The following is a 22776-nucleotide window of genomic DNA, read 5'->3' as shown; positions in this document are numbered from 1 at the left end:
TCCTTATAAAAAAGGCGGCTATGGATAGCCATAAACCGCCAATTTACCTTAGGTTGAAGGTTAAGCCATTAGCTATTCGATTCTAAAAAGTCTTGAGCAAAGCGTTGTAAAACCCCGCCAGCTTCATAAATCGAGACTTCTTCAGCGGTATCTAAACGACACTTAACAGCAACTGTCACTTGCTCACCGTTGCGTCGATGGATAATAAGGCTGAGTTGAGCACCGGGTTTACGTTCACCAATAACGTCAAAGGTTTCAGTACCATCAATCGCATAAGTATGACGGTTTTCACCCTTTAGAAATTCAAGCGGCAATACGCCCATACCCACCAAATTAGTGCGATGGATACGTTCAAAACCTTCAGCCACAATGACTTCGACCCCCGCAAGGCGTACCCCTTTTGCTGCCCAGTCACGTGATGAGCCCTGACCATAATCAGCGCCTGCGACAATAATCAGTGGCTGTTTACGTTCCATATAGGTTTCAATGGCTTCCCACATGCGAGTGACTTGACCTTCAGGCTCAATACGCGCTAATGAGCCTTGCTTGACCTTGCCATTTTCTTGCACCATTTCATTAAACAGTTTTGGATTGGCAAAAGTAGCGCGCTGTGCTGTTAGATGATCACCGCGATGGGTTGCATAAGAGTTAAAGTCTTCTTCTGGCAACCCCATTTTGGCTAAATAGGCACCGGCGGCACTGTCTAACATAATCGCATTAGAAGGTGATAAATGATCCGTAGTGATATTATCGCCAAGCACAGCTAATGGACGCATCCCTTTCATGGTGCGCTCACCTGCTAACGCGCCTTCCCAGTAAGGTGGACGACGAATATAGGTGCTTTGTGGTCGCCAATCATATTGAGGATTGATGTGCGAGCCATATTCCACTTTGATATCAAACATTGGGTTATAAACCTGACGGAATTGCTCAGGTTTAACACTGGATTTTACGATTTGATTAATCTCTTCATCTGTTGGCCAAATGTCTTTTAGGCGCACTTCGTTGCCGTGTTGATCAATACCTAGTACATCTTTCTCAATATCAAAGCGAATGGTACCGGCAATGGCATAGGCCACAACCAATGGCGGCGATGCTAAAAACGCTTGGTTAGCATGAGGATGAATACGGCCATCAAAGTTACGGTTACCGGATAACACGGCTGTGGTGTAAAGTTTACGATCTAAGATTTCTTTCTGAATAACAGGATCTAATGCGCCACTCATACCATTACAGGTTGTACAGGCAAAAGCGACCACACCAAAACCAAGCAGCTCTAACTCAGGTAACAAACCGGCTTGTTCAAGGTAAAGCTGAACGGCTTTAGACCCAGGCGCTAAAGAAGACTTAACCCATGACTTTCTCAGTAATCCTTTAGCATTAGCATTTCGAGCTAGTAAACCCGCAGCAATCATATTGCGTGGGTTACTGGTATTGGTACAACTAGTGATAGCGGCAATAATCACAGCACCATCTGGCATTTTTCCGGGCTCGTTTTCAACCACACCACTAATACCACGTGCAGCAAGATCAGAGGTTGCTACACGGTTATGTGGATTAGACGGCCCAGCAATGTTACGAGTGACCGTTGATAAATCAAATTGCAATACGCGCTCGTATTGAGCATGTTTTAAATCATCTGACCATAAACCAGTGGCTTTAGCATAGGTTTCAACCAAGGCAACTTGGTCATCTTCACGACCAGTTAGACGTAGATAATCTATGGTTTGTTCATCAATTGAGAACATCGCAGCAGTTGCGCCATATTCTGGGGTCATATTAGAAATAGTGGCTCGATCACCTAAAGTAAGATGTTTTGTGCCTTCACCATAAAATTCTAAATAGGATGACACCACTTTTTGTGCACGCAGATATTCAGTTAATGCAAGCACGATATCGGTAGCTGTGATGCCAGCATGGGGCTTACCGATCACCTCAACCCCAATTATGTCAGGTAGGCGCATGTATGATGCGCGCCCTAGCATCACGCTTTCGGCTTCTAAACCACCCACACCAATGGCAATAACCCCTAATGCATCAACCATTGGGGTATGGCTGTCAGTACCCACTAAGGTATCAGGAAATGCCACGCCATCACGCACTTGAATGACGGGTGACATACGCTCAAGGTTAATTTGATGCATGATGCCATTACCCGGCGGGATCACATCAACATTTTTAAATGCAGTTTTGGTCCAGTTAATAAAATGAAAGCGATCATCATTACGACGATCTTCAATGGCGCGGTTTTTGGCAAAAGCATCTTTTTCAAACCCAGCATGTTCAACGGCCAAAGAATGATCAACAATTAGTTGAGTCGGCACAACCGGATTCACTTTAGACGGGTCACCACCTTTTTCAGCAATCGCGTCACGTAACCCTGCTAAATCCACTAATGCGGTTTGCCCTAAAATATCGTGACATACTACACGGGCTGGAAACCATGGAAAATCTAGGTCACGTTTACGTTCAATAATTTGTTTTAAAGAATCCGTTAAGCTATCCGCAGGGCAACGACGTACGAGGTTTTCGGCAAGTACTTTTGAGGTATAAGGCAGTTTATCGTAACTACCTGGCGCGATGGCCTCAACGGCTTCGCGGGTGTCAAAATAATCTAATTGGCTACCTGCCAGCGGTTTACGAAATTGGCTATTCATAATGTCATCCACACATTGATAAATGAAACAGCAACGCATTTAGCTGCATTGCTGTTTATGTTGACTTGCTAACGTTGGCTGATTGGCGTAACCACACGAGGTTCGCTACCCACATAATCCGCACTTGGGCGAATAATGCGGTTGTTGTTACGTTGCTCCATCACATGTGCCGCCCAGCCTGTTAGGCGTGAACATACAAAAATAGGGGTAAACAACTTGGTTGGAATGCCCATGAAGTGATAAGCCGATGCGTGGAAAAAGTCTGCATTACAGAATAGCTTTTTGGTATCCCACATGTATTCTTCACATGCGACTGAAATGTCATATAAGGAAGTATCACCAAATTCATGGGCTAATTTTTCAGACCATGCTTTGATGATTACATTACGTGGATCGGACTCACGGTAAATCGCATGACCAAATCCCATAATTTTTTCTTTGCGCTCAAGCATTCCCGCCATTTGAATTTTGGCATCTTCTGGTGAGGTGAATTTTTGGATCATATCCATTGCGGCTTCGTTAGCACCACCATGTAATGGGCCACGTAACGAACCAATTGCACCAGTAATACATGAATACATATCCGATAATGTAGATGCACAAACACGAGCGGTAAAAGTTGATGCATTAAACTCATGCTCGGCATACAAAATTAATGACACATCCATAACTCGGCGATGTTGTTCTGATGGCGTTTCACCGCGGAGCAATTTTAAGAAATGACCACCAATAGAGTCTTCATCGGTAACACAATCAATTTCAACGCCGTCATGGCTATAACGATACCAATAACACATGATGGCAGGAAACGCCGCAAGCAAACGGTTAGCGGCTTGATGCTGCTGGGTAAAATCAACTTCTGGTTCGAGGTTTCCTAAAAATGAGCAACCCGTGCGCATCACATCCATTGGATGTGTATCAGCAGGTATAAGTTGCAATACTTGTTTCAGTGCTTGTGGTAAGTCACGCTGTGCCATAAGTTGTTTTTTATAGGCTGCAAGCTGTGCTTCGTTAGGTAATTCACCATTAAAAAGTAAATAGGCTACTTCTTCAAAGGTGGCATTATCGGCAAGATCTTTTACATCATAGCCACAATAAGTTAACCCTGAACCAGACTTACCCACTGTACATAACTTGGTTTCACCTGCGCTTTGACCGCGTAAACCTGCTCCGCTTAATTTTTTATCTACCATGATCGTATTCCTATTATTGTTACCATCTACTTTGTCACTTCAATGGTTGTAGGGTATTAAAAATGACAATATTATTTGAACTAATGATTTATTTACTTATTTTTGCCTTCAGCAAACAGGCTATCTAATTTTTGCTCGTAATCGTGATATCCCAAGTAATCGTATAATTCCATGCGGGTTTGCATCATATCGACAACCGCCTTTTGATCGCCTTGTTCTAAAATTGAGGTATACACCATTTCAGCCGCTTTGTTCATTGCACGAAAAGCGCTTAATGGATACAACACCATAGCTGCACCCCACTCGCCTAATTGCTTTTTATTCCAAAGTTCGGTTTGGCCAAATTCGGTGATATTCGCCAAAATGGGCACATCTAACGCATCAGCAAATGCACGGTAATGCTCTTCAGTTTTTACAGCTTCGGCAAAAATACCGTCAGCGCCTGCAGCAACATAAGCTTTAGCACGTTCAATGGCGGCTTCTAAGCCTTCCTGTGCAAAGGCATCGGTGCGAGCCATAATGAAAAAGTCAGGGTCTGTGCGTGCATCGACCGCCGCTTTAATGCGATCAACCATCTCATCTACCGAAACAATTTCTTTATTAGGACGATGACCACAGCGCTTTTGTGCCACTTGGTCTTCCATGTGAACTGCCGCTGCGCCGGCTTTTTCCATATCGCGAATGGTTTTGGCAATATTGAATGCGCCGCCCCAACCCGTATCAATATCCACTAATAAAGGTAAGTCACAAGCAGACGTGATGCGCTGCACATCGGCAATCACATCATTCAATGACGTCATGCCTAAATCAGGTAAACCATATGATGCATTCGCCACACCGCCACCAGATAGGTATATGGCTTGATGACCAATCTGTTTTGCCATCATCGCGCTGTAAGCATTAATAGTGCCGACAATTTGAAGTGGTTTATTTGCCGCCAATGCCTGACGAAACTTTTTACCTGCGCTCATATTAGATTCCTTGTCTTTTACATAAAGCATGGTTGATATTGACCTTGGTATGGTTAATACCGGTCTAACTCAGTTTGTTTTCAATATTATTTTTTGAATAGGTGATGTGACGACGCATTAGCATTTCGGCTAATTCTGGATCACGATTAGCGATAGCGTTAACGATATTTTTATGTTCATCAAATGCGGTGCTCACTCGTGGGCCAGCCATGCCAAGTTGCACCCGATACATGCGAACTAAGTGATAAATTCCATCAAATAGAATGGAGATTAAATGCTTATTTTTACTGCCTAAAATAACTCGATAGTGAAAGTCCACATCGCCAGCTTCTTGATAATATGATTGGCCATCTTTAATTTCATCAAAATGATTTTGAAGTAATCCCTGTAAATCGTTAATTTCATCTTCGGTCATATTCACCGCAGCAAGCCTTGCGGCCATACCTTCTAACGATTCACGTACTTGATAAAGTTGAGATAATCCCTCAGGGCTTAATGCCACAACTCTGGCACCCACATTGGCTTTTCGTTCAACGATATGACAAGCCTCTAAACGATTAATTGCCTCACGGATCACCGCTCGGCTCACCGCATACTTTGTCGACAACTCTGTTTCACTTAACTTAGATCCCGCAACCACTCTGCCTTCAACGATATCATTTCGAAGTAAAATAAAGGTTTTATCAGCAGCGGTTATTGGCAGTTCATTTGTTAAATACATATCGAATTCATATAAAACCATTAACATGTCGACAATATAACACCAAGAAAGATAAAAACAACCCCAACCCAGTCGATATTGTCGACAAAGTTTGATTCTGCTGAATCAAGGTCTACTTCATTAAATCTTAAGATACTCGGGCCAGATGAATATGATGGTTTAGTTGACTCATATTATTGTCGACAATCAAAAATGGGATCACCCACTAAATACCAATGCGTGTTTAGAATGAAGTTAGTTCTCAAAAATGAAAATATCAGCGGCTTTCATTACCGTTTTAATACTATTTAAATTTGCTAAATCTGCTTAAATTAGTCGCACATAAAATTTCTTGGCTAAATCATATGAAAATCGCGTTATTTATTCCCTGCCTAGTCAACCAAATGATGCCCGATGTGGCCATTGCCACTTTGTCACTGCTTGAAAAGCTAGGGCATGAGGTCATCTTCCCTGAGGGTCAAACCTGCTGTGGTCAACCTATGACAAACTCAGGTTGTTTTGATGAAGCAAAAAATACCACTCTGAAATTATTAAACGCATTTAAAGGCGTTGAGTGCGAAGCAATCGTCTGCCCTGCAGCCTCTTGTCTTGTGGCGGCAAAAGAAAATTTTCATGAGTTTGACGACAGCCCAGAAGCCAAAGAAGTTATCGATAAACTTTATGAGCTAACAGAGTTTTTACATGATATTTCGCCAATCCCTCGTTTTAAATATCCATTTAACCATACGGTTAGTTTGCAAATGAGTTGTCATGGCTTACGCATGTTAAGTCTAGCAACCCCAAGTGAATCAATGGGACAACAGTTCAATAAAGTTGAAGCTGTTCTACAAGGTATTGAGGGCATAAACATTGTCTACCCAGATCGCCGCGATGAATGCTGTGGTTTTGGTGGTACGTTCGCCGTTGATGAAGGCGCAGTGTCTGCAAAAATGGGCAAAGACAAAGCTCAAGCCCATGCAGCGACGAATGCCCAGTATGTAGTTGGCTTCGACCCATCCTGTTTACTTCACCTTGATGGCATGATCCGCCGCCAATTGCTGCTGATCCAAACACGCCACATTGCGCAAATTATTGATGCCGCTTTATAAGGACAAAGATATGACACAATCTAAAAACCATGCCGATAAGGCAACCATATTTTGTCGTGATGAAAATCGTGTAGATTGGCACAATAAAGCATTATGGACATTACGAGAAAAGCGCGACCGTGCAGCGGCAAGTGTGCCCGAGTGGGAAGATCTAAGACAATTAGGTTCTGAACTTAAACTGCACACCTTAGCTAATTTAAGCCATTATTTAGTTGAATTTGAGAAAAACTGCCAAGCTAATGGGATCCATGTACATTGGGCCAAAGATGCGGCTGAGCACAATCAAATTGCGTTATCGATTTTAGCCAAGCACCAAGTCAAAAAACTGGTTAAATCAAAATCAATGCTGACTGAAGAATGTCATCTAAACCCCTATTTAGAAAAACATGGCATTGAGGTAATCGACACTGATTTGGGCGAGCGTATTATTCAATTAAACAATCAACCGCCCTCACACATTGTGGTACCAGCCATCCACATGAAAAAAGAAGAAGTGGGTGATCTTTTTCACGAGAAGCTGCATACGCCCAAAGGTGAATCAGATCCGACACGCTTAACCCGTGCAGCCCGTGCGCATTTAAGAGAACAGTTTTTATCCGCTGACGCAGCAATGACAGGCGTTAACATGGCTATTGCTGACATTGGCGCAGTTGTGGTGTGTACCAATGAAGGTAACGCAGACATGGGGGCAAATTTGCCTAAGCTGCAATTGCACTCCATGGGAATAGATAAAGTTATTCCATCAGCAGATAGCGCCATGGTGCTCATGCGAATGCTTGCTAGAAACGCAACAGGTCAGCCAAGTACCACTTATTCTTCTTTCTATAAAGGCGCGAAACCGGGCGGTGAAATGCACGTTATCATCGTTGATAACGGTCGTAGTGACATCATGCAAGATAAAATTCTTGCTGAATCATTAAAATGTATCCGTTGTGGTGGCTGCTTAAATACTTGCCCTGTTTATCGTCGCTCAGGTGGTTACAGTTACAACTACACCATTCCTGGCCCGATTGGTATTGCTGTAGGTGCCAAGCATGATGAAACTAACTCTATTCCTTGGGCGTGTACCCTTTGTGGTAGTTGTAGTTATGTCTGCCCTACAAAAGTACCATTAGATAAAATTATTGCCCATCATCGCAGACTAAAAGCGCAGCAAAGAACACTGCCATTTGGCAAAAGCAGTTATATGCCTTTGGTGGGCAAGTTAATGAGCAGCCCAACCGCATTTAATTGTGCAATGGGTAGTGCCCGAATAGCATTAAGAGTGTTACCACACAGTCTTATCAAGCCATTTTCAGGTGCATGGGGTAAGTACAGAGAGTTACCTGTAGCACCAAAATCAAGCTTTGATACATGGTACAAGCAAAACAAAGCGAATAAATCGGAGGCGAAATAATGTCCAGTAAACAAGCTATTTTACAGGCGTTAAGCCAAACCTCTCTATCGCCGGTTAAGGATACAACACAAGCATCGATGCCAAACCTTGCCCCTTTTGCTGATGTCAACATGACTCAGTCAGAGATAGAAGCCAAATTTAAAGCAAGCTTACAAACTGTTGCAGGTGAAGCGGTTTTAGCACCCGATGGCAATACCCTTGGCTTATTACAAACCGATGTGAATACCTTAATCAGTCAAGGTAATCAGGTACTATCATTAGTTGCAGGCATAGAAGGAAATCAAATTCTTCCTGATAGCCCACATGAGCTGAAATCAATAGACTATGCCATTTTACCGGCGCAATTTGGTGTCGCTGAAAATGGGGCTGTGTGGATTGATAGCCAGCAATTAGCCAGCCTGACGAGTGATGAACAACAATATGTTCATCGTGTGTTACCTTTTATCTGTGAAAACTTGATCATTGCATTAAATAGTCAAAATGTTGTGGCGAACATGCACCAAGCCGCTAAATTAATCGATTTTAGCAACAATAGCTTTGGTACCTTTATCGCTGGGCCAAGCAAAACAGCAGATATTGAACAAGCATTAGTGGTAGGTGCACACGGCGCATGCAGTTTGAAAGTGTATATGTTGTAACAAGCAAGTACGGCTAAATAGTTCAATCTCTTAGCTTACTTGCAGTAAATCATGTGTAGCGCATTTACTGTATTAAGCCGCTGATGAAATAAGCAAGAGCTGCCCTAGTTTCGATTTTTTTATCACACTAGGTCACTCTTGCTTTTTACTGTTAAGATATTGATAAATAATTATAAAAATTACTTCTAGGTAGACGCTGTTACTGACACCCGTTAATGTAAATCAAAAAGTGTCTCAGATTTAGATAACATAAAGTCGATAAATAACTTCACTTTTTGCGGCTGTTGTTTACGTTGATGATACAACAAACAAATTCGTCGATTTTCTCCACGCCACTGCGGAAGTACCTTCACTAGTTGCCCTTGTGCTAATTGTTGTTTGACGAATAGCTCTGGACCATACAGGATACCGCCATCATTGACCGCTAATCTCACCGCAGCATACAAATCTGCTAAAGTAATTTTAGCCTCACCATCATAATAATACTGCTCAGTACCTTTAGTTAAATTCCAATTAAATAAAGGCCATACCTTAATTAAATTGTGTTGGTTTAATGTTTGTGGATGATTTATTTCTGCGGCGCTGGCGAGATAATTTTTCGAAGCAAATAAACCATAGTTGAGTACACCTAGCGACTTAGAAACCCAAGATGAATCAGGTTGCGCCCCGCCAACAATCGCAACATCAACTCCTTCATCAATTAAGTCAATTGTTTGATTATTTTGACTAATGTGTAAATTGATCTCTGGATACAATTTTGAAAACTCATTAAAGGCTTCAATCAAAATCATCGAAGTGATAGAGATAGGCGTAGCAATTCTTAATGTGCCCGTAGGGCGGCTTTCTCTGTGCTGTAATTCATCAAACTGATAGATTAACTTGCTATAACGCTCAAACAGCTCAGCCCCCTCTTCTGTTAATCGTAACTTTCGGGTACTTCTCATAATCAACTGGGTATTTAACGCTGCTTCTAACTTGGCAATTTTTCGACTGACTGTTGCAACAGGCATATTAAGCTTAGTGGCGGCCTGTGAAAAACCACCGACACTAACTAAATGGACAAAAAGATGAATGAGTTGTAATTCGATGGCACTATTTTCGTTCATTTAACTCTCAACTGAAAAAACCTTGAATATTGCTCTTGCCAAATGCAAGAGCCATATAACAAGTTATAACATACACCTACAGGACTAACACTTTTCAAATATGTTAAATTTTGAAATGCGACACCAGCTGCGCAAGTTTGTGTGAACCTTGCTCAATTTGCAAGCTGCTATCATTAATTTGTTGATTATGAACATGGTTTTCAGCTGACATATCATTTATACGGGTAATATTCATATTTAACTCATTAATTACCGCACTTTGTTCTTCAGTTGCGCTAGCGATTTGAATATTCATTTGAGATATCTCACCAATAGATGATTTTATAGCATTAAGCGCATCAACCACTTGACCCGTCTCAGACACAGTTTCGGTTGATTGATGTGTAGCACGCTCAACTGAAGAATTAACGCTATCGATAGCATTACGAATTGCATCAATAATACTATTAATTTCACGAGTTGAATCTTGCGTTCTGCTCGCTAAGGTTCGCACTTCATCTGCAACAACCGCAAAACCTCTACCAGCTTCGCCTGCTCGCGCGGCTTCTATCGCAGCATTTAATGCGAGTAAATTAGTTTGATCAGCAATGCTCACTATCACCTCAAGTATTTGGCCAATTTTACTTGAACTCACTTGCAGCCCGTTGCCAACGTCTTGTGTTAACGCCAACTCTTTGGATAACGCCTGAATTTTCTCCATTGCATTATTAACAACCACTAACGTATTGTCTGCTTCTGAATCTGCATTATGGGTACTCTGCGCTGCAATTTGCGCATTAGAGGCGACCTCAGATGCGGTCATCGACATTTCATGTATCGCGGTGGCAACATTCGACGTTTCACTTTGAATATTATTAGATGTGTCATTCGCTTTAACTGCAATGACTGACATATCCGTTGCTACGTTAGCGCTTTGTTCAATTGACTCACTCACTGTCGCGATCAATTCCTGAATTTTAGTGATAAAAATATTAAAATTCGCTGCGATTTGTTTTAGCTCATCCTTACCATCTTCAGATAAACGTAGGGTTAAATCGCCTTCTCCTTTAGCCACATTTTCAAAAGCAGCAATCGTGCTTCGCATAGGAATGGCAATACTTTGTATTATCATCAATAGTAGTAAAATAACCGGCCCCCACACTAGAACAAGGATCAATAAATAGCGAATGACAAAGTCAATCTTTTGAGATGTCACATCGTCAATGTAAATCCCCGTCCCCACTATCCATCCCCAAGGCTTAAATCGTTTCACCACTGACATTTTTGGGCTAGGGCTGTCTTCATTAGGCTTATTCCACATGTAATTAACACCGGCCTTGTCTTGATGTTTTGTCCGCTCTAACATCAATTCGAATAACTTGACTCCGTTGGGATCTTTCATCGCTAACACATTGGTATTAACTAGCTTCTTAGCAAAAGCGTGCTGCACCATTACACCTGTAGCATCAATACTAAAAAAGTATTCTTGACCTGTATATCGCAAGTTGTCCAATGCGTTAATTGCACCTTGTTTAGCTTGTTGTTCAGTGAGTGTCCCACTTACGCTTTGCTGATAGAAATAATCGACAACACTTACTGCCGAATCAACTAAAGCATCTAGTTTTGCTTGTTTTTCATTAATAAGTACGGAGTCAATCCGAGTTAATGCAAATAACAACATTAGTAATGTTGCTAACACTGAAAGCACTAACATACTTAATAAACGATTCGAAATAGTGGTTTTTCTTGACCAAAGATAAATTGCTTTCATATTTCCACCACGCTGTTTTTATTGATATTAATCACAGTAATAACAATATTATTTCTAATATTTTTGATGAATTAAATGCCAGTATTAATGTAAGAAATAAGCCAAAAGATTATCGATATTGCCAAAAGTATAGACCTTACGGGTAAATGAAGGATAAATAAACGATTGAAATAAGGTAAATACTGACAAGGGGCTTTAAAAAGGGTCAATACTATTTTTATGAGAAGATAAGACATGATACAGATCTGGCAATATCTCCCCTGTTAGAACTATCATGGAGTTAACAATAATTAATTCCCTATGTCATTGTATATAAATAAAATATTGAAGTAAGATAGGCTCTTGGGCACAATAAACTCATAGATTACGACTGAAATTGTTAACTGCTTGTGTCAAGTAGTTTGTAAAGTAACCGGCTTCATATTTGAATATTATGATTCGCTTATTAGCAGTACATAAAAAGGGGGGAAATGGCTAATGTTATTTTAGTCCGTCATGGTCAAGCCAGTTTCGCAACAGATAATTATGACAGATTATCAAGCATAGGCGAATTACAAGCTAAACAACTTGGTAAGCATTTAGCCAAGTGTCAGTATTTACCCGCTAAGGCGATTAGCGGTAATATGCATCGTCATATCACCACTCAAGAACATAGCTTAGCGCCATTATCCTTAACCCAATGCCAATTTGTCATTGATCCTGCCTGGAATGAATTTGATCATGAAAATGTATTGAGGGTATTTGATAAACGGTTTAACACTCCCGAATCCACAAAAGCATTTTTAAGTAGTCAATTGCATCCTCAAAAAGCCTTTATAACAGCTATGACCAAGGCGATGGAACAATGGCAACAACAACCTGAAAATAATCAATATAGCGAAAGTTGGCAGCAATTTAATGCTCGCATTAATGAGGGTTTAGCAAGATTAGCCACTGGCTTAAATAGTCATGATAATGTGATAGTTTTCACCTCAGGAGGCGTAATTAGTGCGTTAGTGTTGTCTATTTTGGGATTACCTGCGAGTGCAATGATGAGTATTAATCGTCAATTAACAAACGCTTCAATGACAAAACTCTATGTAAAACAACATCAAAACTACTTGGTAAGTTTGAATGAACATGCATACTTATTGGCTAACTCATGTAACAAAGCGCCAAATGATCAACTTGTTACGTTAATTTAAAAAGGACTATTTATGTTAAGGAAAAATATTCTCATCACTGGTGCCAGCTCAGGGCTAGGTCGTGGGATGGCCGTGGAGTTTGCTAAAAATAATCATAATTTAGCGTTATGTGCTAGAAGGCTTGAACAGTTAGAACAACTAAAAACAGAATTATTAGCCCTTAATCCTGATATTAATGTGTATATTCATTCATTAGATGTGAATCAACATGATGATGTTTTTGCCGTTTTCCAACAATGTAAACAGCAAATGAGCTGTCTTGACCGCATTATAGTTAATGCAGGTATTGGCAAAGGTGCCTCAATCGGAACTGGCTTTTATAAAGCAAATTTGCAAACAGCCCAAACAAATTTTATTGCCGCGATTGTGCAATGTGAAGCCGCAATGGAAATCTTCAGAGCACAAAATGCAGGCCATTTGGTTACTATCTCCTCAATAAGCGCCATGAGGGGTTTTAGACGGGCGTTGACTGTTTATGCGGCAACAAAGGCTGCAGTATCATCTTTAACAGAAGGGATCCGCATTGATGTTATGCATACGCCAATCAAAGTGACCTGTATACACCCAGGTTTTATTCGAACTGAAATTAATGAAAAAGTTAAAAATGTTCCCTTTATTGTTAGCCTTGAAAAAGGCTGTAAATCGATAGTAAAAGCGATTAATAAAGAGAAAGGCAACGCTTATGTGCCCAGCTATCCTTGGGCAGTTTTACATTGGATATTACGTATAGCACCGTTAAATATGCTGCGCAAAATGAGTTAAGCTAAATATAGTTACTCAGTGAATTAAAACAAAAAGCCAAACTTATCGTTTGGCTTTGTTTAAATAAGAATAATTAAAAATTTAAATACTGATTACGCTGCAACAACCTGCTTGGCTTTACGAAGAGGAAACAAGCGATTATGCATCACTTTTATGATCTCAAATTGCGCTAAAGACTTTGTATCAGATAAACGACAAGCTTTAGATAACAACATCACTGTCGCAGCCTGTAAACTGTTTTCCACCACTAAAACCAATACACCTGTTCCATTACAGTTTAATTGGAATAGTTTACCAACCTCACAAAATACACATTCATCACTGCTATCAAAATACCATGATTTTGGCATTTGGGGGTTTAATAAAAAGTGAGCAGCGGTTGCATTAAGGGCAGTTTGCACAATACCAGCATCAGAAATATGAAGCACTTTAGGAAGAATTTCAGCCAAGTGAATATAGAACTTAGCGTGTTCGACACTAAACTCACAACCCCCTTTTGCATCAGGGATTAATTGCTTTGTTTTATATGGGGTTAAGAACTCCATCTCGGAACTCAACGATATACTTAACTGCTGATATCTTGTGTTAAATTCCCAATGCCAGTCCTTATTTGGCATTAATAACATTGCGCAATTCACCTAAAATTTTGGATACATGTCAATATTAGATGATATTTCAGCCAATATCAAAATATTTTACTGAAAATATGATTTATATATCAGAATGTTAGCAAAAATGCGATCGCCCCAAAACGATCGCGGCATGATTTTTGATCAGTAAAATTGATCGTTTGATGCTATTTTGCGCGATAAGCTGAAACGATCTCTGACACTAATTGCGGGCCTTGGTAAATAAAGCCTGAATATATCTGTACTAAGCTTGCTCCTGCAGCAAATTTAGCACTGGCATCTGCAGCAGAGTTAATCCCACCCACACCTATGATCGGGATCTGACCTTGCAAACAATCTGCTAGTTTTTTGATCACTTTAGTCGAAAGCTCAGTTAATGGCTTACCACTTAAACCACCTGTCTCTTCAGCATGTAATAAACCCGCAACGGCATCACGATTTAAAGTGGTATTTGTCGCAATGACTGCATCAAATTTGTTGTTAATAAGTGAGTCAGCAATAGACTGAATTTCTTCATCGGTTAAATCTGGCGCAATTTTTAACGCTACAGGCACATACTTTTGATATTTTGCAGCTAATTCAGTTTGCTTAGCTTTTATAGAACTTAACAAATCATCTAATAGTTCACCGTACTGTAAAGTACGTAAACCCGGTGTATTTGGAGATGAAATATTGACCGCTATATAGGCACTGTGTTGATAAACTTTATCCATACAGATGAGGTAATCGTCTTTACCCTGCTCTACTGGCGTATCTTTATTTTTACCTATATTCACGCCAACCAAAATATCAGATTTTTTGGCCATTAAATTACGAACCAGGTTATCTACACCTTTATTATTAAAACCCATGCGGTTGATAATGCCTTGAGCAGGCTTGAGGCGGAACAAACGTGGTTGGTCGTTACCCGGTTGAGGTCTTGGTGTAACCGTACCGACTTCAACATGACCAAATCCCATCGCATGAAATGCATCAATTGATTCACCATCTTTATCTAAACCCGCAGCTAACCCCACTGGATTAGGGAAAGTTATCCCCATACATTCAACCGGAGTGTGGGCGATTTGTTGACGATAAAAGCAATTTAACGGCGTATTGCCAGTCATTTTCAGACTGCCTATTGCCACGTTATGGGCTAATTCAGGGTCCATCTGAAACATTACTTTTTGTGCGAGTTTGTAAAACATGTTTTCTCCTTGGACTAAAAAAAGCCCCGGCAATCGCCAGGGCTATTTATTATAAAGAATTACTTATGACTTTCACAATGTAAAATCAGTAAGTTAAGTTCTCGTAGGGCGACTGAGAACTTAGCAAATTCATGAGTTTGCGATACTTTAAAGTCAGCTAGCATATGATACCAACGCTCAAGTAACGCTGTATTATTAGTAATCCACTGATTAATAACAAAATCTGCATCACAAGTATTACTACATGTTCTTAACACTGCAGAACTAAGTGCGCGTTGTTGCCAGTCTAATTCTTCTCGGAAAGCAGCTCTTGCAAGCGCTTGCCAATGATTAGCAACTGGTTGAGCACTAATTTGTTCTAAGAACCAATGGATCTCAATCTTAGCACCTAGTTTGAAATAAGTTTCAGAGACTAAATCTACTGATTTATTTTCAATTTCAGCAATTTGCGCAATATCCAATGCTGAGAACAAGGTACTCATCTTAGCGACAACTTGAGCAACTTCTACTGGCACATTCTCATTAGTTAGCGAACGGATCTCAGCAGAAATAGCGTGAACTTCTGCTTCAATCATATATTGATCAACTTTTTCTTTAAGCTGTTCAAATACAGGTTTAAAGAACTCAACCGTTTGTTCAATATTATGATTTCTATTGCGGTGACGAATAAACCAACGGCATGCACGACGCATGTTACGTCTTAACTGATGCAGCATTTCACTCTGCACAATCGCAGGCGTAATGTTGTCCAAGTCAGTAATCGATTTAGTTAATGCCGCTAAGCCAAATACTTCACGCGCCATAGTATAACAAATTGCCGCTTCAGCGACTGAGGCACCCGTCTCATCTTGCATACGTTGAACAAAGTTGAAGCCCATATCATTAACAAGTTCATTTGCTAATGAAGTTGCAATAATTTCGCCACTTAATGGATGATTAACCATTTTGTCAGCATATCTAGCTTGCAACTGTTGTGGAAAATAATTCACTAAAAGTTGGCTTAAGAATGAGTCTTGAGTGATTTCAGGAGTCACTAATTGCTCTTTCAATACCATTTTTGCATACGCAACTAATACAGATATTTCAGGACGTGTTAACGGACGTCCGTTGGCTAAACGATCAGCCAAATCATCATCGGTTGGTAAAAACTCTAAAGCACGATCAAGTTTGCCGTCTTTTTCAAGATACTGAATAAAACGGATTTGCTCTTTAAGTTGAGCGACTCCACTAACTTGAGTCACCGAAATAGTACGAGTTTGATCTTTACAATCTTGCAGTACGATTTCGCTCACTTCATCAGTCATTTGCTCTAATAACGTATTGCGTTGCTTAACCGTTAACTCACCTTCTGCAACCAAAGTGTTTAAGAAAATCTTTATGTTTACTTCATTGTCTGAACAGTCAACACCACCAACGTTATCAACAAAGTCAGTATTCATTCGACCGCCATTGGCAGCATATTCAATACGACCTAACTGCGTACAACCGAGGTTTCCACCTTCACCAATAATTTTGGCGCGAACTTCGTTACCATTGACTCGTAATGCATCATTAGCACGATCGCCCACTTCAACATGAGTTTCTTTACTTGATTTAACGTAAGTTCCAATACCGCCGTTCCAAATCAGATCGACTGGCATTTTCAGTAGTTCTTTTAACAATTCGATAGGATTCATGCTGTCCTTTTCAGTATTCAGCATGGTTTTCATTTCGGCAGTTAATTTAATTGATTTTGCTGAGCGTAAGAAAATACCACCGCCTTTTGAAATCAAATTGGCATTGTAGTCTTCCCAGCTTGAACGAGGTAAGTCAAATAATCGCTTACGTTCTATATAACTTTGTGCTGCATCCGGATTAGGGTCGATAAAGATATGCATGTGGTTAAACGCGGCAACAAGTCTAGTATGCTTTGAAAGCAACATGCCATTACCAAAAACATCGCCCGCCATATCACCAATCGCCAAACAACTAAATTCAGTGGTTTGACAATCAATGCCTATTTCACGGAAATGACGCTTAACTGATTCCCAGCCGCCTTTGGCGGTAATGCCCATTTTTTTATGGTCATAACCGTTACTGCCACCCGATGCAAACGCATCTCCTAACCAAAAGTCATATTCAATGGCAATAGAGTTAGCGATATCAGAGAAAGTCGCAGTACCTTTATCCGCAGCGACAACAAGATAAGGATCATCATCATCGTGACGTACAACATCGACTGGCGGAACAACTTCACCGTTTTTAATATTGTCCGAAATGTCTAACAAGCCACGGATAAATAGACGGTAACATTCTTGGCCTTCAGTGAAGAAGGCTTCACGACCACCTTCTGTCGGAAGCTGTTTGCATACAAATCCACCTTTAGCTCCCACAGGGACGATTACGGTGTTTTTAACTTGCTGTGCTTTAACTAAACCTAATACCTCGGTACGGAAATCTTCACGTCTGTCAGACCAACGTAAGCCTCCTCGAGCAACTTTGCCGCCACGTAAATGAACCCCTTCTACTCGAGGTGAGTAAACAAAGATTTCATACTTAGGCAATGGTTTTGGCATCTCTGGAATTAAGTTTGGTGCGAACTTAAATGAGGTATAAGCCTTATGCTCACCCTTGGCATCAGATTGATAAAAATTGGTTCGTAATGTGGCATGAATTAAGTCTAAATAACGACGAATAATGCGGTCATCATCTAAACTTGATACATCGTCTAACTGTTTATCAATCTGCTCTAAAAATTTACTTAGCGTACGCGTTTTTAGTTTTGGATTAAATTTACGAATGAACATTTTCACCAATAAATCGGCAATCTTTGGATAGCGATTAAAGGTTTCTTCAATATAAGATTGGCTAAATGTTGCATCGATTTGACGCATATACTTGGCATAGGCACGAAGTATTGATACTTCACGACCCGTTAAGCCTGTTGATAATACCATGCGGTTAAAACCGTCATCTTCCAGTTTTTTCTGCCAAACCAGCGATAAGGCATTTTGGAAACGCTCTTGGCTATCTGCCAAATTATCAATAGCAGCACCTTGAACTGTCATTAAAAAGTCAAGGATCCAGAAGGTACAACCATCAGTGGTTTTTACTTCATAAGGACGTTCATTAATGACACGCAAACCAAAGTTTTCTAGCATTGGTAACACATCAGATAAATGAATAGGCTCATCTTTATGGAATAATTTTAACCGAACTTTATTGTTATCTAAGGCGCTTTCTTGTGGCTGATAGAACAACATCCCGAGTTTATGTTCATCATCTAGCGCTTCTAAGTGCTGTAGATCAACCACGCTCGAACTCGGTAATACATCATCTTTGTAGCTTTGAGAGAAAGCATTTGTGTAACGTTTGGTTAAACCGGTACCAGCTTGTTCACCTAGCGCATTATTTAGTGCACTGTGTAATTTGTCATCCCATGAGCGTGCAGCTTCAATAAGATTGTGTTCAATTGCAGCCACATCGACATCCATATTATTATTATCGACTTTAATAATGTAATGCGTACGAGCCAGAGTAGACTCCGAAAAATACGTAGTAAATTCCACATCTTCTGTACTATTAAAGTGTTGGGCAAGAATTCGTTGGGTATCTTGGCGGAACTTAGTATTGTAGCGGTCTTTCGAGACATACACTAAACATGATAAGAAACGCCCAAAACCATCTTTACGAACAAATAATTTAAGCTTGTCGCGGTCTTGCATTTCAAGCACACCGTGAGCCATCTCAGATAGCTGCTCAACTTTCGCCTGAATTAACTCATCACGAGGTAAGTTTTCCAAGATGTTCATCATGGCTTTATAATCATGAGAACGTGGCGCAAGACCAGAACGCTCAAGCACTCGCTCAACTTTTTGAGCTAATAGCGGAATTTCACGCGGACTGCGGTTGTAAAGATTTGATGCATATAAACCAATAAAACGGTCTTCACCAATTACATTGCCTTTTTTATCAAAGCGTTTAATGCCGATGTAATCGACATATGCCGGACGATGTACTCGGCTTTTCGCTGAGCTTTTGGTTAATACTAATAAACTTTGATCTAACGCTTCTTTACGGGCACTTTCTGATAAGGTAGATAATAACAAACCACGATCGCTGATGTTCGCTTTTGACCGAGTCATTAAACCTAAACTTGAGCTAAAATCCGGTATTAACTCAACATCACCTTCTATACGCTTTAAATCGTAATAACGATAACCAAGTAAAGTAAAATGGTGATTGTTTAAGTAAGTAAGAAAATTGATTGCCTCTTCAAGCTCTGATTTATCTCCCGGAAAAGGTCTTTTAGCTAGCTGCTTAATGGTTTCAGTCAATTTAGCAGACATGTTCTCCCAATCGACAACGGACGCTTTAACATCGGCTAATACTGATTGAATTTCTTTTTCGATGACCTTAATGTCGGCATCACTATTTTGTTTATCAATTTCAATCAAGAAAACTGCGATATTATCACTATTTTTTGGCGCATCATTAATAAAAGTGATTTCCGTAACAGCGTTATTTTCACGGGCAACTGATAACGGTGTATGCAGTAATACGTGCGCAGTAATCCCCATTCTATTTAACGCCATAGACAAAGAGTCTACTAAAAATGGCATATCGGGTTGGATCACTTCAATTACGCTATGAGTTGACTGCCAGCCATGTTTAGACTGACTTGGATTAAACACACGAATGTGGGTTTGATCCGCAGGTGTTTTATTTAACGCATTCCACAGGCTCACTACTGCGCCATATAAATCACTGTCATTTCGGACATTGAGGTCGTCTTTTGACATATGGGTGTAGAGGCAATGGGCAAATTGCTCCACTTGCTTTGCTTGTGAATTAGGGATTTTTGTATGAATTAAATTAACTACGTTTTCTAGTAGTACAGAAGGCATTGCATCTTTAAAGGCCATTTTGCAGATTCCTTAAGCGTCTATGGCAGCGCTTTTATCATTATATGGATGCTTCGGCTTGTTTGACTCAAAGTGGTCTACTTTAAGATCTGGCGCAAAGTTTATTACTAAACTGCTGCTATATCGAGAAAAATTTTAGTGGTAGATCCTCTATTTAGCGACTTTTAGAATGGATTTTTTGTATGAAATGCAATAAAAATCGAACTTTTAGACTAACTATGCAAAAAAAAATGGAGAGCATCGCTCTCCATTTGGATTAATTTCTTGATCTTATTTAGTTTTAGGCCAAAACATTGCCGAAAGCGCAGGCAGAATAATAATTGCCCCTAACATATTTACTAAAAACATAAATGTTAACAAAATCCCCATATCCATTTGGAATTTTAAATCGGAGAAGAACCAAGTACTCACCCCAATGGCTAATGTTAACCCGGTAAAGATCACCGCACTGCCCCGCTCAACTAATGCTTCAAAATAAGCTTGTTGAACTGGCATGCCATTAGAGAGTTTACTCGACATAGTGGATAAAATATAAATGCCGTAATCCACTCCAATACCGACCCCTAATGCAATCACAGGCAAAGTACTTACCGCCAGACCAATATCCAATAGGGTCATTAACGCTTGAGCTAAGGTAGACACCACATACAAAGGGATAATCACTGCAATGGTAGCCTTTAGTGACTTGAAGCTAATTAAACACAAAATAAATACTGCACCATAGACATAAAGCATCATAGGCAATTGTGCTTCGCTAACAGCTTCGTTTGTTGCCGCCATAACCCCAACAGGGCCAGAGGCAAGTTTAAACTGTAACTTGTCAGTATTGAGCTGACTTGCCACACTTTTCACTTTTTCAACAACTACTTCAATTGTTTCGGCTTTATGATCTTTTAAGAAAAGATACACCGGCATTACCGAGCAATTACCGTTAAGCAAACCAGAAGTTGTAGGAACTTGACCCACAGCTTGCACTAAACTTGCCGTGGTGCGAGGTAAAATTTGCCACTTAGGATTACCCTCGTTAAAACCAGAGTTAACCTTTTTTGCGATCGAAGCTAAACTTGCGGTAGATTCAACACCCGGTGTGTTAGCAACCATCCATTCAAATTGGTCGATTTGATTTAATAGTGAATGGTAAGTACAGGCCTCAGGCTCAGCTTCCACAATCACCGACATTACATCTGTGGTAATTGAAAAATGGTCAGTAATAAAGAAAGTATCTTGGTTATAGCGTGAGTCTTGATGAAGCGCTGGCGCTCCTCCCTTTAAATCACCAATTTTCATCTGTGTCGCCTGCATAAAACCTACCGCATATAAAACGGCGGTTGACACCAACACAATTACCGCATATTTGGGCGTGGCGAATTTTGACAAACTACGCCAAATATTTTCAATTTTCTGAGTTTGTTGCGGATTATCTTTCGCATTTGACAAGTTAGTGTATGAAATGACTAAAGGCAGCAAGATTAAGTTGGTTAAAATAATAACCGCAACACCTAAAGATGCTGAAATGGCTAATTCACGGATAATGCCAATATCAATTGCCAGTAAGGTTAAAAAACCCACTGTGTCAGACAATAGCGCAACACCACCGGGAACTAATAAACTTCGAAAAGCAGAGGCCGCTGCCGCCTTTGTTGCTTGACCATCAATAACTCGACGCCGAACAGCGTTAATCATTTGCACACCATGGCTAACACCGATAGCAAACACCAAAAATGGTACTAATATGGACATTGGATCTAAACCAAAACCGACTACGGTTAATAATCCTAATTGCCAAATTACGGCCATCAAGCTGCATAGTAGAGGTAATACTGTGAGTATGATTGACTTAGAAAATAGATAAACCATCACGGCAGTAATCGCAATAGCTATCAAGAAAAACAGCACAACGCCTTTGGCACCGTCAGCAACGTCACCGGCCATTTTAGCAAAGCCAATTATATGGATTTTTATATGCTCATTTTCAAACTGACCACGTAATTCCTCTTCTAACTGAGTGGCAAATGCAATTGTGTTAAGTGCTTCACCAGTTTGCGGATCAAACTCCATTAATTGAGCAGACACCATTGCCGCAGAATAATCATTCGCAATTAAGCGTCCAACAATCCCCGCCTTTTCAATGTTGTCTCTAACAATGCCTAAACCATAGTCATCCGTAGTAAAATCCGCAGGTATAACTGGACCACCGGCAAAGCCATCTTCGACGACTTCAGTAAAACGCGTTGATGGAGAATATAACGACTTAACTTGTGAACGCTCAACACCAGGAATAAAAAATAATTGGTCGTGAACGTTTTTAAGTGCTTCAAAAAATACCGGATTAAAGATATTTCCGCTGGTATCTTCAACTGCAACCATAATGCTGTTTGCACCACCAAATTCTTTTTGATGCTTAGTGTAGGTTTGCATATAAGAATGGTTCAGCGGAATATTCTTGCTGAACGCAGCGTCCATTTTTAATTGGCTAGCTTGGTACCCTAGAAATACCGTGATCAGAATAAATGATAAAATCACCCACATCCGATTACGAAATAAATGTGTTTCAAAACCATTGACCAGTTTTTCTAACATCTTGTCGGCC

At 40.3% G+C, this 22776-nt stretch carries 15 protein-coding genes; 5 read left to right on the top strand and 10 right to left on the bottom strand.

What is annotated here, in order from left to right:
• Window positions 1-68: 68 nt before the first annotated feature.
• The 4 genes from acnD to HBH39_RS08120 all read right to left on the bottom strand — a co-directional run bounded on the left by acnD (window position 69) and on the right by HBH39_RS08120 (window position 5542).
• Entirely contained in the window at window positions 69-2657 is a 2589-nt protein-coding gene (gene acnD, locus HBH39_RS08135) for a Fe/S-dependent 2-methylisocitrate dehydratase AcnD (RefSeq protein WP_167677228.1), read from the bottom strand.
• Between the two features lie 68 nt (window positions 2658-2725).
• Window positions 2726-3850 carry a bifunctional 2-methylcitrate synthase/citrate synthase gene (gene prpC / locus HBH39_RS08130; RefSeq protein ID WP_167677226.1) on the bottom strand — a complete coding sequence of 375 codons (1125 nt, stop codon included), beginning with the start codon at window positions 3848-3850 and terminating at the stop codon, window positions 2726-2728.
• A 92-nt stretch (window positions 3851-3942) separates the two neighbouring features.
• On the bottom strand, window positions 3943-4821 hold the full coding sequence (gene prpB / locus HBH39_RS08125; protein ID WP_167677224.1) for a methylisocitrate lyase: 879 nt from the start codon (window positions 4819-4821) through the stop codon (window positions 3943-3945).
• 64 nt (window positions 4822-4885) lie between these two features.
• Entirely contained in the window at window positions 4886-5542 is a 657-nt protein-coding gene (locus tag HBH39_RS08120; protein WP_167677222.1) for a GntR family transcriptional regulator, read from the bottom strand.
• 344 nt (window positions 5543-5886) lie between these two features.
• Between HBH39_RS08120 and HBH39_RS08115 the strand changes: the two genes are divergently transcribed.
• Genes HBH39_RS08115 through HBH39_RS08105 form a run of 3 tightly spaced genes read left to right on the top strand, consistent with a single transcriptional unit; the run spans window position 5887 to window position 8664 of the window.
• Window positions 5887-6630 carry a (Fe-S)-binding protein gene (locus HBH39_RS08115; RefSeq protein WP_167677220.1) on the top strand — a complete coding sequence of 248 codons (744 nt, stop codon included), beginning with the start codon at window positions 5887-5889 and terminating at the stop codon, window positions 6628-6630.
• A 10-nt stretch (window positions 6631-6640) separates the two neighbouring features.
• A complete protein-coding gene (locus HBH39_RS08110; RefSeq protein WP_167677218.1) occupies window positions 6641-8026 on the top strand; it encodes a lactate utilization protein B in 1386 nt (461 codons plus the stop codon).
• Window positions 8026-8664, top strand: a complete 639-nt coding sequence (locus HBH39_RS08105; RefSeq protein ID WP_167677216.1) for a LutC/YkgG family protein — start codon at window positions 8026-8028, stop codon at window positions 8662-8664. The genes HBH39_RS08110 and HBH39_RS08105 overlap by 1 nt, the downstream gene beginning before the upstream one ends.
• 212 nt (window positions 8665-8876) lie before the next feature.
• Here HBH39_RS08105 and HBH39_RS08100 read toward each other — a convergent pair whose 3' ends face one another.
• Together HBH39_RS08100 and HBH39_RS08095 are read right to left on the bottom strand one after the other, a co-directional pair.
• Window positions 8877-9770: a LysR family transcriptional regulator gene (locus HBH39_RS08100; protein WP_167677215.1), complete on the bottom strand. Its 894-nt coding sequence runs from the start codon at window positions 9768-9770 to the stop codon at window positions 8877-8879.
• A gap of 103 nt (window positions 9771-9873) precedes the next feature.
• The gene (locus HBH39_RS08095; RefSeq protein ID WP_167677213.1) at window positions 9874-11520 is read right to left on the bottom strand and encodes a methyl-accepting chemotaxis protein; all 1647 of its coding nucleotides are present in this window, start codon (window positions 11518-11520) and stop codon (window positions 9874-9876) included.
• A gap of 470 nt (window positions 11521-11990) precedes the next feature.
• Here HBH39_RS08095 and HBH39_RS08090 point away from each other — a divergent pair, with 470 nt between their 5' ends.
• On the top strand, window positions 11991-12704 hold the full coding sequence (locus HBH39_RS08090) for a histidine phosphatase family protein (protein ID WP_167677211.1): 714 nt from the start codon (window positions 11991-11993) through the stop codon (window positions 12702-12704).
• Between the two features lie 12 nt (window positions 12705-12716).
• A complete protein-coding gene (locus HBH39_RS08085; RefSeq protein WP_167677209.1) occupies window positions 12717-13466 on the top strand; it encodes an SDR family oxidoreductase in 750 nt (249 codons plus the stop codon).
• 92 nt (window positions 13467-13558) lie between these two features.
• Here HBH39_RS08085 and HBH39_RS08080 read toward each other — a convergent pair whose 3' ends face one another.
• The 4 genes from HBH39_RS08080 to HBH39_RS08065 all read right to left on the bottom strand — a co-directional run bounded on the left by HBH39_RS08080 (window position 13559) and on the right by HBH39_RS08065 (window position 22766).
• Window positions 13559-14092: a cell division protein ZapC gene (locus tag HBH39_RS08080; protein WP_167677207.1), complete on the bottom strand. Its 534-nt coding sequence runs from the start codon at window positions 14090-14092 to the stop codon at window positions 13559-13561.
• Window positions 14093-14262: 170 nt separating this feature from the next.
• The gene (pyrD, locus tag HBH39_RS08075) at window positions 14263-15282 is read right to left on the bottom strand and encodes a quinone-dependent dihydroorotate dehydrogenase (RefSeq protein WP_167677205.1); all 1020 of its coding nucleotides are present in this window, start codon (window positions 15280-15282) and stop codon (window positions 14263-14265) included.
• Between the two features lie 59 nt (window positions 15283-15341).
• Complete coding sequence (locus HBH39_RS08070) at window positions 15342-20186, bottom strand: NAD-glutamate dehydrogenase (protein ID WP_167677203.1); 4845 nt, start codon at window positions 20184-20186, stop codon at window positions 15342-15344.
• A gap of 270 nt (window positions 20187-20456) precedes the next feature.
• Window positions 20457-22766: an efflux RND transporter permease subunit gene (locus HBH39_RS08065; RefSeq protein WP_167677201.1), complete on the bottom strand. Its 2310-nt coding sequence runs from the start codon at window positions 22764-22766 to the stop codon at window positions 20457-20459.
• Window positions 22767-22776 lie beyond the last annotated feature (10 nt).

Origin of the sequence: Shewanella aestuarii (assembly GCF_011765625.1) — a bacterium.
Lineage (GTDB): Bacteria > Pseudomonadota > Gammaproteobacteria > Enterobacterales > Shewanellaceae > Shewanella > Shewanella aestuarii_A.
This window is presented reverse-complemented; position numbering and strand designations above follow the sequence as displayed.